Origin of the sequence: Paenibacillus sp. FSL H7-0737 (assembly GCF_000758545.1) — a bacterium.
GTDB lineage: Bacteria > Bacillota > Bacilli > Paenibacillales > Paenibacillaceae > Paenibacillus_AQ.
Genome location: NZ_CP009279.1, coordinates 350,290 through 365,157 on the forward strand (window position 1 = coordinate 350,290; position 14,868 = coordinate 365,157).

11 protein-coding genes are annotated in these 14,868 nt (G+C 41.8%); 6 read left to right on the top strand and 5 right to left on the bottom strand.

Features of this window, described 5'->3' with window-relative positions:
- Positions 1–46 precede the first annotated feature (46 nt).
- Entirely contained in the window at positions 47–1,768 is a 1,722-nt protein-coding gene (locus H70737_RS01605; protein WP_042184231.1) for a sensor histidine kinase, read from the bottom strand.
- Positions 1,746–3,314, bottom strand: coding sequence for a response regulator (locus tag H70737_RS01610; protein ID WP_042184233.1), 1,569 nt, complete (start codon positions 3,312–3,314; stop codon positions 1,746–1,748). The genes H70737_RS01605 and H70737_RS01610 overlap by 23 nt, the downstream gene beginning before the upstream one ends.
- Positions 3,315–3,566: 252 nt before the next feature.
- Here H70737_RS01610 and H70737_RS01615 point away from each other — a divergent pair, with 252 nt between their 5' ends.
- The 4 genes from H70737_RS01615 (at position 3,567) to H70737_RS29590 (ending at position 9,382) form a co-directional block, all read left to right on the top strand.
- The gene (locus tag H70737_RS01615) at positions 3,567–5,279 is read left to right on the top strand and encodes a type 2 periplasmic-binding domain-containing protein (protein WP_052404119.1); all 1,713 of its coding nucleotides are present in this window, start codon (positions 3,567–3,569) and stop codon (positions 5,277–5,279) included.
- A 22-nt stretch (positions 5,280–5,301) separates the two neighbouring features.
- Positions 5,302–6,192 carry an ABC transporter permease gene (locus tag H70737_RS01620; protein ID WP_042184236.1) on the top strand — a complete coding sequence of 297 codons (891 nt, stop codon included), beginning with the start codon at positions 5,302–5,304 and terminating at the stop codon, positions 6,190–6,192.
- 18 nt (positions 6,193–6,210) lie between these two features.
- On the top strand, positions 6,211–7,089 hold the full coding sequence (locus tag H70737_RS01625) for a carbohydrate ABC transporter permease (RefSeq protein WP_042184238.1): 879 nt from the start codon (positions 6,211–6,213) through the stop codon (positions 7,087–7,089).
- Between the two features lie 64 nt (positions 7,090–7,153).
- Positions 7,154–9,382, top strand: coding sequence for an amylo-alpha-1,6-glucosidase (locus tag H70737_RS29590; RefSeq protein ID WP_052404120.1), 2,229 nt, complete (start codon positions 7,154–7,156; stop codon positions 9,380–9,382).
- Positions 9,383–9,483: 101 nt separating this feature from the next.
- Here H70737_RS29590 and H70737_RS01635 read toward each other — a convergent pair whose 3' ends face one another.
- Entirely contained in the window at positions 9,484–10,347 is an 864-nt protein-coding gene (locus tag H70737_RS01635) for a Cof-type HAD-IIB family hydrolase (protein ID WP_042184240.1), read from the bottom strand.
- Positions 10,348–10,620: 273 nt separating this feature from the next.
- Between H70737_RS01635 and H70737_RS01640 the strand changes: the two genes are divergently transcribed.
- Complete coding sequence (locus tag H70737_RS01640) at positions 10,621–11,862, top strand: DUF445 domain-containing protein (protein WP_042184242.1); 1,242 nt, start codon at positions 10,621–10,623, stop codon at positions 11,860–11,862.
- A gap of 58 nt (positions 11,863–11,920) precedes the next feature.
- Here the strand turns inward: H70737_RS01640 and H70737_RS01645 are convergent, their stop codons facing one another.
- The gene (locus H70737_RS01645; protein WP_042184244.1) at positions 11,921–13,024 is read right to left on the bottom strand and encodes a glycosyltransferase family 4 protein; all 1,104 of its coding nucleotides are present in this window, start codon (positions 13,022–13,024) and stop codon (positions 11,921–11,923) included.
- Between the two features lie 182 nt (positions 13,025–13,206).
- Here H70737_RS01645 and H70737_RS01650 point away from each other — a divergent pair, with 182 nt between their 5' ends.
- Positions 13,207–13,983: a YheC/YheD family protein gene (locus H70737_RS01650; RefSeq protein ID WP_231573370.1), complete on the top strand. Its 777-nt coding sequence runs from the start codon at positions 13,207–13,209 to the stop codon at positions 13,981–13,983.
- Here H70737_RS01650 and H70737_RS01655 read toward each other — a convergent pair.
- On the bottom strand, positions 13,976–14,791 hold the full coding sequence (locus tag H70737_RS01655) for a hypothetical protein (RefSeq protein ID WP_042184246.1): 816 nt from the start codon (positions 14,789–14,791) through the stop codon (positions 13,976–13,978). The two genes, H70737_RS01650 and H70737_RS01655, sit on opposite strands and share 8 nt — an antisense overlap.
- Between the last annotated feature and the right edge of the window lie 77 nt (positions 14,792–14,868).

The following is a 14,868-nucleotide window of genomic DNA, read 5'->3' on the forward strand; positions in this document are numbered from 1 at the left end:
TTTAATTTTAGAGTGTAACTAGTTAACATCACTGCATTTAAAAGAGTTATAGATTTGAGCCACCTTCGTATCTTTTGGATGGAAATCGAAATGTGACCTCCGTTCCCAGTCCTAGAATACTGGTAATGGACAAGCCGTACTCTGGTCCGTACATTAGCATAGCCCGGTCATTTACATTTTTGAGCCCATAGCCTATAGACTGGGATTTAAGCAGAAGATTGAGTCGTTCTTGTGGGATGCCAACGCCATTATCCTTTACTTTGAAGATGATACACTCCTCCACCATTTCTCCGGATAGAATAATTTTGCTTCCTTCTTCTTCTCTATTCTCAATACCATGAATAATAGCATTCTCAATTAGAGGCTGAAGCATCAGGTTAGGCATGTAATAAGAGAGAATAGCCTCGTCGATCTGATATTCTATCTCAAAGCTATTGCTATGCATGTTAAGCTGAATCTGTATATAAGATTGTACATTCAATAGTTCATCTGAAACCGAAATAATATTATTCCCTTTATTCAGCGTAGTCCGATAGAACGTGGATAGAAGCTGCGCCATTTCACTTATATCTGTTGCATGGATTCGGATGGCTCTCCAATTGATGAGCGAAAGAGCATTATATAGAAAATGAGGATTAATCTGAGCCTGTAGGGCTTTCATTTCATATTCTTTTCGTGAAATTTCCTCAATGTAGACTTTATCGATTAACACTTTTGTTTTGTCAACCATATTGCCAAAGCCTCTAATTAGATCCCCAATTTCATCTTTGGATGTGCTGGTGACGGTGACTTCCAGGGATCCCTCTTCTACGGTGCGCATATTATTGCGCAGACGCTTAATTTGTGAATTGAACTTTCGAGAAAATAGATTGGCGGTTATAGCAACGGCAGCAATACAGGCAACAATAACAAGCCCAACTGTCGAAAGGATTTTCCAAGCAGAATTCGTAATCATCTTCGTAGGTTTGCATAACATCACTGTCCATCCTGATATAGGAACTTCAGATTGCAATACAGTGTACTTTGTATTTTTCCATTGCAGCGTATCTAAGTTGTTTGTGCTATTGGAAGGAATATATCCTTCTATACCAGGCGAGGCATAGATCGACTTTCCATAAGCATCTTTGACGAGAATCTCTGAACCTTGAGAGAGTAGGGAGTCAAAAGGTGTGAATAACGAATCGTAATTCACACGTGCATACAGCACATTTTCTTTTGGATCTTTCTGTTTCGTATTAATAATGCGTCGAACAGCAAAAATCTCCTTATTATCCGTAAACCACAGGACATCGACTGACTTCATCAACGTCGGGTACCAATGTTTCTGTTTAATATCATTTAGGGCTCGGACAGTATTGCCATGTGCCAAAAGATTGGTTCCTGTATACAGAGTGATTTGTTCTACACCTGTATTTAGATACCGTGCCGTATTGAAATTTTGGTCAATCACATGGGTTAACTGATCATACATTTCATACATACTTGTGTAGGTATGATTAGCTGAATTAATAATTTCCTGATTAAAACTCAAGAAATTCATGAGTTTATTGTAGACATCCAGATGACTATTTAAAGCTAAAGCCCCTTGATTTAAGGCTGCTTTCAAATCAGATTTGGATTGCTTAATGAGGGATGATTTGGCTTCTTGATAGCAGAAGCTGCCCAATATAATCACAGGAATCATACTGATTAACATAAATGAAAGCATGATCTTGGTTTGAAACTTCAAGTCGCGAATATTTTGCTTAAGTGTCCGCCAAAGTTGCATGATGCTCCTCCCGATATACAGAGGACTTCTGATTATACTGTCTATATTTTTCTGGTGTGTACCCATAGAAATCCCTGAAATTTTGGCAGAAGTATGAAATATTGCGATAGCCCACTGCGGTGCAAATATTTGATATTTTTTGATGCGTATTTGTTAACAACTCTTTTGCGTTTTGCATGCGGACATTCTTAATATATTTATTAAGCCCACAGCCTGTCTGCTTCTTGAATATGGAGCTAAGATAATGTGGAGACAAATACACTTTAGCAGCAAGCATTTCCAGACTGAGATCATCTGCATAATATTGTTCAATATATTGTTTGACGGCATCGACATCACGGTTCTGAGTAGGCTCATGGTTAGTAGAGTTCTGATCAATCCGAGCGATACCTTCAAATATGATATCTTTGATATCCCGCAAATCTTCAGATCCATATATGATCTCGACGGCAGTCTGCAGCTCCATTTCTGATATAGGTGCAGCTTGTGTCATGATCTCTTGATAGATTGTGGAGAACATATACTTTACATATAAATGTGAATACTGTACTTGATGTACGTATTTTTGATATAAAATCTCAGTATTTGCTCGTAAGCTAAAAATATCTTGATCCTTCAGATTATTTCGAATCTGATCTAGTAGATGGCTATCTGTAAGGTCTGGATACAAGCCCTCAGAGAAATGTAAGTCATTTTGTGTATTAAACACAAAGGTATCTGGGAGAAAAAAACGATATTCCATCAATTCTTCTAATGAAGTCAAAAGTGAACCTAAATCTAGTATTGAGGTTACTTCCTCTTTCATAGCGAGATAACAATTTACTTTATATTTATCAAAGATGCAATTATGCAGGTGCATCGCTGAATTATTATCAAACTGGGAAGAAGGGGACTCTTGCTCGGGAAACAGTAGTAGACTCTGACATCCGTTTAGATTTAAGTAATCAGCAGATGTGTCTACTAAACCAAGAACAAACTCTTCGAACTCCGAATCCACAGATTCAAAAAATGGCTTATCGAATTCTAACAAAAGCATTTTATTGTAATGGCTGGGTAATTCAATAGACAGCTCTTGAAGAGGCGGCGGGCTTCCGATGCCATTGACTAGAGAGAAGAGTAGATGTTTTCTCACATAGCTTAGCTTTCTTTGTGACGCTTCTTCTTTTTGTTGCTGGTTCTTTAATTCCTGAATAACTTTTTCTAAAGTAGTTTGGAATGCTTCAATGTTAACCGGTTTCAAAAGATACTCGGATACGCCCAGGGAAAGGGCTGTTTTGGCATACTCAAATTCAGCGAATCCACTGAACAAAATCACCTTTAATTTGGGGTGCAACTTTAATGCTTCCTTTGTTAGCTGTAATCCATCCATTATAGGCATCCGCACATCGGTAAATAGAATATCGACAGAGTGTGCGCTTACATATTCAAGTGCTTTACGACCGTTTTCTGCAACATGCAATTGGAGGGGGAAGCCAAGCTCCTTAATGAGGAAAGCAATCCCCTCTCGCTCCTCCTTATGATCATCTACCACCAATATGGATAACATTATTTACCACCTTTCGACATGTAGTGACATTGATATTGTAGTATAACATCTTCGACCGTAGCAATTATTCCTCGATATTATCGTTAATGATGAGTATTTATTTGTGTAAAACATAATTTTTTTGCGTTTACGATGGATAGCAATAATCTATAAACTTAAGGAAGTAACAATATAAATTTTTTTGAAGCTGGCCGGCGCTTTGAAATCGTTTTCTAATACGAGTTTTTTTATAGAAAAAGGGAGGCTCTTATAATGAAACATAAATTGAGAAAATCAAGCTCCATAGTATTAGCATCACTATTAGCTGTTGCTATGGTAGGTTGTTCAAGTTCTAATAATTCTTCAGCATCTACCCCAAAGACAGATGCGAGTGATCCTGCATGGAAAGAAGCACAGACGACTCCATTTGGCGCCTATCCTGAAACAGTTACTTATTCTGTTGGACAAGTGGCAACGAGCTATTCAGCACTTGCAGGAACGCCTTATGAGAAAGATAATGCCACAAACAATGTGTGGACAAGATATTTCAAGGATAAGCTGAACATTCAAAATACGACCTCGTTTGAGTCCAATGATGGTACAGACTATAGTCAGAAAGTTTCGATGGCGATTGTAAGCGGTGAAATCCCTGATCTAATGGTGGTTCCTGACTACGCGACATTGCAACAGCTTTATGAGAACGATCTGATTGCAGATCTGACCGAGGTTTATGAAAATACTGCCAGCGATCGAATTAAGGAAATTTATGATTCCTACGGTGGTCGTGTTCTGGATAGCGCAAAGTTCGATGGCAAGCTGATGGCCATACCAACTACTGAAATCTCACATGGTCCTGGTATCCTCTGGCTTCGCAAAGACTGGATGGACAAATTGGGACTTGCTGAGCCGAAATCAATGGCTGATGTCGAGAACATTATTAAGCAATTTGTAGAAAAAGATCCAGGTGGTAACGGAGCGGGTAAAACGCTAGGTCTTGTTGTCGATAATGAAAACGTTGCCGGTGTCTCTGGTGGACAATTCTCATTTAATAATATCTTTTCACTATATGGTGCGTATCCAAAACAGTGGATTGATGATGGAAGTGGAAAGGCTGTATACGGATCTGTTCAACCAGAGATGAAGCCAGCACTGACCAAGTTGTCTGAAATGTACAAGAATAACTTGATAGATCGTCAGTTTGCAGTACGTACTGGTGATGACCGCAAGGCGCTACTTACAAGCGGAAAAAGTGGGTCGTTCATGGATAACTGGTGGGGAAGCTGGACTGTGGCTGACACGCTTAAGCTGAATCCAGAAGCGGAATGGGTATCTTATGTTGCCCCACAATCAGAGGATGGCTCGCTTACAATGTTCACTGGAAATCCTTCCAGCAGTTATTTGGTTGTTCGCAAAGGCTTTGAACATCCTGAACTTGCAGCCAAGCTTGTGAGTGTTCAATATGACTATCAGCGTTACCAAGAAAAAGATGAAAAAGCTTTGAAAGAATTTGAAGATTATAAGAGTATGAATGTTGGCGGATCTCCGCTCGCTATTAATATCGATTATTATGACGCTTTCTATCGTAACGTTGACATCATGAAAGAAGCATTAGAAACAGGCGATACAAGTAAATTAACTAGCAATGAGGATTTAACGGCTTATAACTCCTATAAGAAATTTCTTGATAGTAAGAAGAATGGAGAAACACCAGACTCCAATGCATGGGCTGGATATACTTCCAGTATTACGACAGCTAGTTTGGTGAAAGCCTCTAATATTAAAGAAGTGAATCCATTATTCTTTGGAAGTACATCATCCATGACGTTGAAATGGCCGACACTTACTAAAATGGAACTTGAAATGTACTTGAAGATCATTACAGGTGAGCAAACACCTGACGCATTTGATAAGTTTGTAGAAAGCTGGAATAAAACTGGCGGCGAAGTAATTACTAAGGAAGTTAACGAAGCGATAGCAACCAAATGATGTTGAAAGAGATGATCCGTAAATGAAAAATAAAAAAGATCAGACAGCATTCCATCTCATGATGGCGCCAGGAATGATTTTCCTAATTATCTTTTCGTTTATTCCAATGTTCGGTATTATAATGGCTTTTCAAAATTATGTTCCGGCTAAGGGAATGAGTGGTTCATCCTGGGTAGGTCTTGATAATTTCAAATTTATGCTCCAAATTCCTGACAGCAAACAGATTTTCAGTAATACGATCGTTATCGCGTTATGGAAAATTATCGTGGGTACTTTTACATCCATCGTGTTTGCCCTGTTATTAAATGAAATTCGGGTAAAGTTTGCTAAGCGATTCATACAGACGGTTGTTTATCTGCCGAACTTCTTGTCATGGGCGATCTTAGCTACTGTAGTCATGAATATCTTCTCTTATGAAGGTCCTGTTAATGCCATGTTAAGTTGGTTTGGGATTGACCCGGTCTTGTTTATGGCCAGCAATACTTGGTTTAGACCGATGCTAGTATTAACAGATGTCTGGAAGGGTTTTGGGTACGGTTCAATCATCTACCTAGCTTCCCTGACATCCATTGATCCCGGACTTTATGAGGCGGGCTCCATTGATGGAGCCAACCGGTTTAAGAAACTGTGGCACATCACGTTGCCAGGCTTAATGCCAACTATTTTGCTGGTTACAACCTTGAACTTGCCGAATGTATTGAATGCTGGTTTTGATCAGATCTTCAATCTGTATAATCCTTTGGTGTATGAATCTTCGGATATTATTGATACCTACGTTTATCGGGTGGGTCTGGTAGAAAGACAATACAGCTTAGGTACAGCAGTTGGCCTATTACGGTCGGTCGTTGGTATCGTACTGATTCTTTCTGCGAATAAATTGGCCCAAAAACTTACGGATTATCGTATTTTCTAAAGAAAGGGGGGTTCTCCCATTTACGCATCTAACATCAAGGGTCGTATTGCAGATGTTATTATCTGGGTATTTGTTCTAGCGTTCGCCTTGTCCTGTCTCATACCGTTAGTCAATTTAGTAGCCATCTCTTTCAGTGATAATGCGGCGGCTTCCGCAAATCTAGTAAGTATATTCCCGGTTAATCCGACGTTTAGCTCCTATGAAAAATTATTGTCTGACAGCCAGTTTTGGCGTTCATTCATGATCTCTGTAGAACGGGTAGTGTTAGGTCTGCTTGTGAATATGGTATTGATGATTCTTACAGCCTATCCATTGTCTAAAAGTTCACGAGTATTCACGGGTCAGAAGGTTTATATGAATCTCGTTATCTTCGCGATGTTATTCTCAGGTGGATTGATTCCAACCTTTATGGTAGTCAAAGAGCTTAATCTTTTAGACTCCATCTGGTCATTGATCTTGCCGGGTGCAGTACCGATAGGGAATGTTATCTTGCTGATGAATGCATTCCGGGCTGTACCGAAATCTCTAGAGGAAGCTGCAAATATAGATGGAGCTTCACAGTGGAGAATATTAGGAACAATCTATCTTCCGATAGTATTGCCTACACTTGCCACCGTTACGCTCTTTACTATTGTGGGCCATTGGAATGATTACTTTGGTGCCCTGGTATATATTAATAAAACGGCGAATTATCCATTGCAAACCTATATCCAACAGCTTAGCGTTGAGGTTCAGAACATTACAGATCCTGAAAAATTATTGGAATTAGCAAAAGTTTCGAATAAGACTTTGAACGCTGCTAAAATCGTAGTTTCTACGCTACCATTGTTGTTGATTTATCCGTTTATGCAAAAGTATTTCGTATCAGGGATTGTCGTTGGTTCGGTTAAAGAATAAATATTAGTAGACAGCCGCTATGAAGCTTCATAGCGGCCTACTATTTTCAAGTAGGAGGCTTACAATGAATAGTAATCAAGTTCATACATCAATTCTGGATGACATGAAGACATTTGTCTCTCAAGAAGCCAATCGGAGTATTTCATTTACGAATAAAGAGGCAGCATTTTATTTTACGCAATCCCATCATACGGATCATGTGGAACATGCATTTTTTGAGGGACTTAATATTGCTAAGAATAGAATTTTCGGTGGATACACCTTATTCGTAGGTGAACAGAAGCTAGACAATCGACAATCTGAAGTTTGGGCCTATCCTTATAGAATGGTGCGTAAGCACGCCGATCTTACAGAAGAGCTGTGGTTGTTGGATTATCATAATCTATTGGAAATTAGTCTCGTTAATGCTAAGGAAGACATAGGCATCGTTTTAAGGGGAGAGAATGTTAGCTATATAAACCAACAGGATCATATCGCGTTCTTTAGCGCTATCGAGGGAGATTGGGTGATTGCAGTTAGTGCTATCAACCTTTCACCTTTGCATATGGATAATGAAGTTCTAATTGCCGGTGCAAACGCTGGGGGTTATTATATCGCTGCAGGTAAGACATCCGAAGAAGCAGCAAGCTTAATCCTTAAAGCTAGACAAGATATTAGCACTTTGAAAGATGAACGTGTTAAGCGGATGGAAGATTTCTTACACCATAATGCCCATCTAACCAGCAGTGATGATACATTTACTTTAGCCATGAATTGGTTGAACATCACAATGGATCAGTTGGTTACTAGACAGCAGGGTGATGGTATCTATGCAGGACTGCCATGGTTTAACGAATATTGGGGACGGGATCAATTCATAGCTCTTCCAGGCGCTGTGCTCGTTACAGGGCAATTCGAAACGGCTAGAAATATCTTGCTATCATTCGCAGAGTTTCAGAATACGGACGAAGATTCTAAATACTTTGGTAGAATTCCAAATATCTTGTCTCCTGGAAAAGTGGATTACCATACAACAGATGGTACGCCGCGATTCATTATCCAGTTGCAGGATTACGTTAAGTATTCAGGAGATACAGCGATCATTAAAGAGCTGTATCACAATGTACAATATAGTATTGAAGGTTCCATAAAATATTGGGTAGATGATAAAGGGTACTTAAAGCACGCAGATAATGAAACTTGGATGGATGCCCGGGATGGCAATTTGGAGTCATATTCTCCTCGGGATACCCGTGCCAATGATATTCAAGCACTCTGGTATAACCAATTGCTTGCTGGTGTTTACTTTGCTGAATATATGAATGACAAGGTGAATGCTGATAAATGGAAGGGCATTGCTGAAACCTTGAAGCGCCATTTTGAGGTTGATTTCATTGATCAAGCGCATCCTTATTTAGCAGACAGACTGGATGCAGAAGACAAGCCGGAATTCTCCCTGCGCCCAAACCAGTTATTTGCTTTTGAAATGTTTGATGATAACGATTTTAAGGCTAGAGCGATTCGTACCGCGTGGGAAGAGTTGGTCTATCCATGGGGTGTTGCTTCGCTAGATAGACATCACCCATTGTTTCGTCCGTTTCATTTAACATCTCATTATCCGAAAGACGAGGCTTACCATAACGGTGCGGTTTGGATTTGGCTTAATGGTATTGCGATGCAGCGTATGATTGAAGCAGGGCAGGAAGAAACGGCCTATCAGCTATTCAAGAATATGAACTGGCAGGCCTTGAATTTAGGTGTTGTTGGTGGACTTTGTGAGAATATGGATGCTTATCCTGAGGAAGATGAGAAATGGGCGAAGTTGACGGGTGCATACCTGCAAGCTTGGTCCAATGCTGAGCACCTGCGTGTGTGGTACCAATATTTCTTAGGTATCCGTCCAGACCTGATTAACAATACACTGACAATTGCTCCAAGAATTCCGCAAGAGCTTGAATCCTTGGCTTATAATGTGAACATAGGAAAGGGACAGATCGAAGCCACGTATAACCGTGGACTTGAAATCACTTACGCCTATACATTCAAGAATGTGGGACTGGAAGTTATCATCGATATGTCTCCTTTCGAAACGGTATCGCTTGAAGTTAAGCCCAATATGGAGCTGGTTGTAAGACAAGATGATCATACACTGGCAGTTACCTTATATGACGAGAATCGTCAAATGCTCAAGGAGATTCAGTCAGGGCTATCCGAATCACGTGTTATGCACAATAAGCGGAATAACGAGTTATTAAAAGACGTTGAGTTTGCCAAGCCATTGAGCTTGGACAATCATCCTTGTATAAAGCTGTAGCTATAACTAGTTAAGACAATCTTAAAAAAACCTCTAACCCATCCTCAGGATGATGTTAGAGGTTTTTTTGGCAGTTTATGATTTAAGCCAGGCATGTTGGTTCAGAATTTAGCCATAAGATGCTCAAGTCCTGTCGCCACTCCATCTTCGGCATTACTGACTGTAACAAATTCAGCCATTTCCTTTAGAATCGGTGCTGCGTTAGCCATGGCAATCCGGTAGCCTGCCACCTCGAACATCGGTTGATCATTATAGCTGTCACCCATTACGGCTACATCTGTTAGCGGGATGCCATAGTGGGCGGCGAGCATAGCTACACCGGAGCCTTTGTTGGCGTCCTCATGGTTAATTTCGATATTATTGACATGGGAGGCTGTAATAATAAGGCCAGGGATCGCGGCGAAGCGGGTGGAGGCTTCTTTGAGCAGTTCCCGGTCTAGAGAAAAGGCTAATGTTTTATAAATGACGTTTTCTTCTTTACTCCAGATCTCTTCCATACTTTCGACGTAAGTTACAGCCGCTTGTTGAAACTGCTGATCGATCATTGCTTTTAGCAGCCAGCTGACTTCCTCAGGTACTTCTTCTTCACTTAGTGCAGATAGTTTCTCTAATCTTACCCGTTTATTGAGCTCCACATATACGTTGTCCTCTGTGTATACCTCGTAATACAAATCCGGAATTTCGTTCATCCAGCGTAATGCAGGAATGATGTCTTCCTTCTTCAGCGGTTTACTTGCTGCCAGTGTGTGGTCAGACAATGTAACCACTGCGCCATTCAGACTGACTACAGGGCATTCCAGATCTGCCAGCCGCAGTTGTCGTTCCGCATCCATAAAAGAGCGTCCCGTAGCAATAATTACGATATGACCTAAATTTTGAGCCTTTATAATCGCCTCGCGGTTCTTTGGGCTAATTTGTCCTTCTTCGTTCAGCAATGTTCCATCCATATCTAAAGCAATCAGCATATTGTAAGATCTCCTTATCCAGTCATAGTTGTCCCCTTCGCGGGCTAGTGAGAACGTTAATTGTATCTTATCATTAATATTCTGAAAACCAAAAACACCTTTTCATTCCTAGTCTAATCGTATATTTTTAGAATATAGTTCAGTCGTGGTACAATAGTTGTTAAACTAATCGACTAGCCGAGTCTATCGTCAGTTCATGTTCGTGGGACGTGATCCGTCGGTATTTTTCCTGCGTAAGGACATCGGCAGATGTGTATGTAAGGGGGACTAATCGTGAGATCCAAAAACTTGGCCACCATGTCACTAGCTTTTATGGCATGTGGGTTTCTGATTACACTATTTCTACCTGAAAATCTCGCTGTAATTCTACTAAGAGGTGGCTTTGAGGCTGGGCTGGTTGGGGGGATTGCCGACTGGTTCGCGGTAACCGCGTTATTCCGCCATCCGCTCGGGCTGCGTATTCCACATACCTCACTGCTGCTCAAGAATCGGGATAAGATTATTCAGTCGTTAATTACCGCTATGGAGACTGAGCTGCTGAACAAAGAGAGTATTGAGAACAAGCTGCGCAAGTTTGGCATTATGTCTATGAGTTCCAAGCTGCTGACGAAGTTCTTTAGCAAGAAGAAGGCGAGAGCCCAGATCCTAGAGCAACTTAGCGAATTCGTGTCACGTCTTCCGGTAGAGAAAGCTGTACCTTTTCTTCAAAGGGCAGCCTCTGACTATATTCGTGAAGCGGAGCTTGGAGTTGCGGCTGATAAGATTGTCACTAAATTAATGAACGACGGAAAAGATGTAGCGGCTCTGGATTATGCGCTGGAAGGGGTATCTAACTGGAGCGGTCGTCCTGAAACGAAAGCTATGCTGGGTAAGATCGCCAGCGAGAAACTGGCTGAAGTAAAGCTCGGTGGACTGAAAGGGATGGCTTTTCAGGCTTTCGTTGGATTCATGGATGCGGATATGCTTGGTGAAATGCTGCAAGGCATGCTGCAGTCCGGTATTCGCGATTTTCGTGAAGAGGATAGCCCTTATCGTGAAGAGATCATCCGGGAAATCCGGGTGGCGTTGTTCCAGATTGTTAATGATGAGGCTAGAATGACTTCTGTGAAAGAATGGGCACTACAAGAGCTTGAGGGAGAAGCAGTAACTGCTTTTCTGCATACTCAATTGGAGAACGTACGTAGTAAGGCACTCTCCTTATTAGAAGAGGACCGGGCAGCTGGCGGAAGAAAACTATTTGCACTATACACCCTTCTTATGCGCCGTATTAGTAAGGAACAAGAGTGGATCGGTAGCTGGGAGGAGCGGATTCGCGCTTCATTGATTGCATTTGTAGAGGCTAACCACTTCCGAATCGGTCTTTTGGTGAAGGAGAATCTGGATAGCATGGACGATGCTAGTCTAGTGAATATGCTGGAGGATAAAGTAGGTAAAGATCTTCAGTGGATTCGTGTGAACGGTGCCTTATGCGGTTTTGTTGTAGGGCTTGTACTTACAGTTGTTCAATTTATTTAAATCAAAGTAGTCCGTCTCCAGTGAATGGAGGCGGACTACTTTTTTATGTTTATAGGATCTATTGCTGTACTAAGGCAGCTTGATAAAGCCGTTCCAAATCAGTTGCTGTACGTTGCCAATTGAAGGCTTCAAGCGCATCCGATCGTCCTTGTTTCCCAATGGTTGCTGCTACCTCCGGATTCCGGCCTAGTCGCAGCAAATCTCTAGCAAAGGGCAAGGCCTCGCGATATCGTTCCACCAGATATCCGTTATGGCCGGAGTCGATAATCTCACGGATACCGCCATTGCTAGAAGCGATGACCGGTAGTCCCGAGGCCATGGCCTCTACATTAACAAGCCCAAAGGATTCATGATTCTGAGAAGGACATACGAAGCAGTCGGCTGCTTGATAAATGGTATGGATATCCTCATGAGCTACATTTCCAAGGAAGGAAACGGATACGCCTAGTCGCTGTGCAAGCAGCTTCAGCTGTCGCAAATATGACGGTTTCCCTTTGCCTGCAATTACAAGATGAGCAGGAAGGTGCTTATTTAAATGGTACATAGCACGTATCAATACGGGCACCCCTTTGCGGGGAATGACTCGACCGACGAATAAGACGGTAAAGACCCTCGGGAGTCTGTAAAGTTTGCGAAGATGGTATTTTTCCTGTAGCGCTACAGGAGTGAATCGATCAAGATCTGCTCCGAGTAGGACAATACGGATTTCATTGTTTAATTGAGGGAAGCGACGGGTTAGTCTTCGCTGTAGAGAGTGGCTGTTCGCAATAATCAGATCTGCTCTAGCCAAGGCTCTAGCAGTCTTAACTGTGTCCGGTGTGAATGTAAGAGAATGCAGAAATAGAAATACCGGAAGATGAGGGAGCCGTTTCTTTACAGCAGACATAAGATGGGGGCGATTATCGACCTGAACTATATCAAATGACTCATTCTGAATGTAGTCTAATACCGAAGTACGATAATGAACGGGAGTACTCGCGGGCAACCGAATGATTCTGACCCGCTCCAATATGGAAGCATCGGGCAGTCCCAGCACTTTGCGGCTCACAATGGTAACCTTATGTTTCTCAGCCAGCTTTCTGGCAATGGCCCAAATGCAGATTTCTACTGACCCGTCTCCCGGAACCGGGAGACGTTCCGGCGCAATAATACAAATATGCATGGTTCATGCCTCCTCTGATCCGCTAATGGTTATCCTCTTCCCACCATATGCAGCTTGAGTATCTGGAGATACATCTGAGAGCGGAGAGGGCGTTCAACCCATTCCATTCATATAGTCGGAGCATAAAATACTAAGGTTAAGCAAGGCTGTGATCATTATTTGAGTGACAGGGGAGAGGGCAATTGGGAACAAAGTTAAAGTCTGCGTTGACCAGCAAATGGATTAAAACCAAGGTGCTCATGCAAAGTTCCGAGATTTCACCGCTCATTCCAGAAACAGTGAAGTTTAGTAAAGCAAACTTAAGAACGATGCTCTTGAAATATGGGATGATTTACGTTAAGCCGGAACATGGCACCTATGGTAACGGTGTAATGAAGGTTGAACAGAGTAAGGATTCTCATGGAACAGAATACAAATACCAAAGTGGAACAAAGATAAAAACCTTTGGAGCCTATGACACCTTTTATTCATCCCTTAAGAAAGCAACACGCGGACGCAGTTACTTGATTCAGAGAGGGATTGTTTTACTAAAGCACGGAAAGCATCGTTTTGATATCCGTGTGATGGTCCAGCTCAGTCCGCGTGGCAAATGGGAAACTACCGGATTGATTGGCCGAGTAGCTGAGAAGGGCAAGATTGTTACCAATTATCATAACGGTGGTACGCTAATGTCTATGGAGAAGCTGCTGTCGCCTTATTTGAACGATGCTCAGCAAGCTCAGATGCTTAAGATATTGCGAAAGCTAGGTGAGGATACCGGACGTTTCTACCATAAGAAATATCCTGGCTTTAAACAGATTGGTGTAGATGTAGGATTAGATAAGCACATGACGCCTTGGATTATTGAAGTGAATACGAGTCCAGATCCATATATTTTCAAACATCTTTCTAATAAAAGCATGTACCGCAAAGTGATGGCTTACCGCAGAGCAAATGAGAAGAAGAAGTCCGCTAACTGATTTGCTTCTTCGTATTAACAATAACAAGGGAAACCTTTTGTTCGAGCTCAATTATTTTTTGCTTATGGGTTGCGATCTGACGGTAACCGGAGACCAGTGCAGCTAAGGACTGGTTGGTTAGGGTAAGGTTTTGTTTGCGAATCGCTGCTTTAAAGTCAGTCCAATCTGCTGAGACACGTTTGTTTAACGAGGTGATCACGCTCCTGTTAGATTTGATCGTGATTTGAGGACTTTCAATGCCAGACAAGGTTTTACGCGCTTCGGCTATCTTTTGGGAACGTTTCTTTTTCGCGGCGTTCAGCTGATTCTGCTTGTCACTGATCTCTTGGCGTGCCAACTGAACCAAGATCTTCATAGCATCACCTTGGGCACGCAGTACGGTATTCAAGGTCTTGTCCTTAAGTGACTTGGCGATACTAATTCGCTTGTTAAGTGCACTATACTGGTCAAATAAGGGCTGATAGCGCTGCTTGCTACTCTTAACGGAGGCTTCCAATCGGGTCACTGTTTCAAGATCAATTCCTTTAATTTGTTGACGAACCACAACTAGCGATTGCTCATTATTGTAGTGAAGGATTCGGATTTGCTCCTCGCGCTGATCATACTGCAGCTTTAAGGTGGATAAATCATTGTAAAGAGAAGTCAGCTTAACCCTGGCAGGACCTTCTGCCGTTGCGGCCGTCAGATCAAAAGCTGCTTTTATAGAAGGGGTTAATTCTGTTGTAGATGCAGCAATAGCTCCTGATGATGTGCTTAGCAGTAGCAGGATCGTAAGCAGTAGTAAGGGCACTGGCTTAAATATTTTCATTTATTCTCCTCCTAATTATCGAAACCTAATGGCAACAAAAAAAAGCACCCGTAGCAAAGGCAAAAGCCTTTATTACG

Excerpts from the sequence above, each read along its gene's own strand:
- H70737_RS01605 (WP_042184231.1), bottom strand. The coding sequence starts at position 1,768 with ATGCAACTTTGGCGGACACTTAAGCAAAATATTCGCGACTTGAAGTTT.
- H70737_RS01610 (WP_042184233.1), bottom strand. The coding sequence starts at position 3,314 with ATGTTATCCATATTGGTGGTAGATGATCATAAGGAGGAGCGAGAGGGG.
- H70737_RS01615 (WP_052404119.1), top strand. The coding sequence starts at position 3,567 with ATGAAACATAAATTGAGAAAATCAAGCTCCATAGTATTAGCATCACTA.
- H70737_RS01620 (WP_042184236.1), top strand. The coding sequence starts at position 5,302 with ATGAAAAATAAAAAAGATCAGACAGCATTCCATCTCATGATGGCGCCA.
- H70737_RS29590 (WP_052404120.1), top strand. The coding sequence starts at position 7,154 with ATGAATAGTAATCAAGTTCATACATCAATTCTGGATGACATGAAGACA.
- H70737_RS01635 (WP_042184240.1), bottom strand. The coding sequence starts at position 10,347 with ATGCTGATTGCTTTAGATATGGATGGAACATTGCTGAACGAAGAAGGA.
- H70737_RS01645 (WP_042184244.1), bottom strand. The coding sequence starts at position 13,024 with ATGCATATTTGTATTATTGCGCCGGAACGTCTCCCGGTTCCGGGAGAC.
- H70737_RS01655 (WP_042184246.1), bottom strand. The coding sequence starts at position 14,791 with ATGAAAATATTTAAGCCAGTGCCCTTACTACTGCTTACGATCCTGCTA.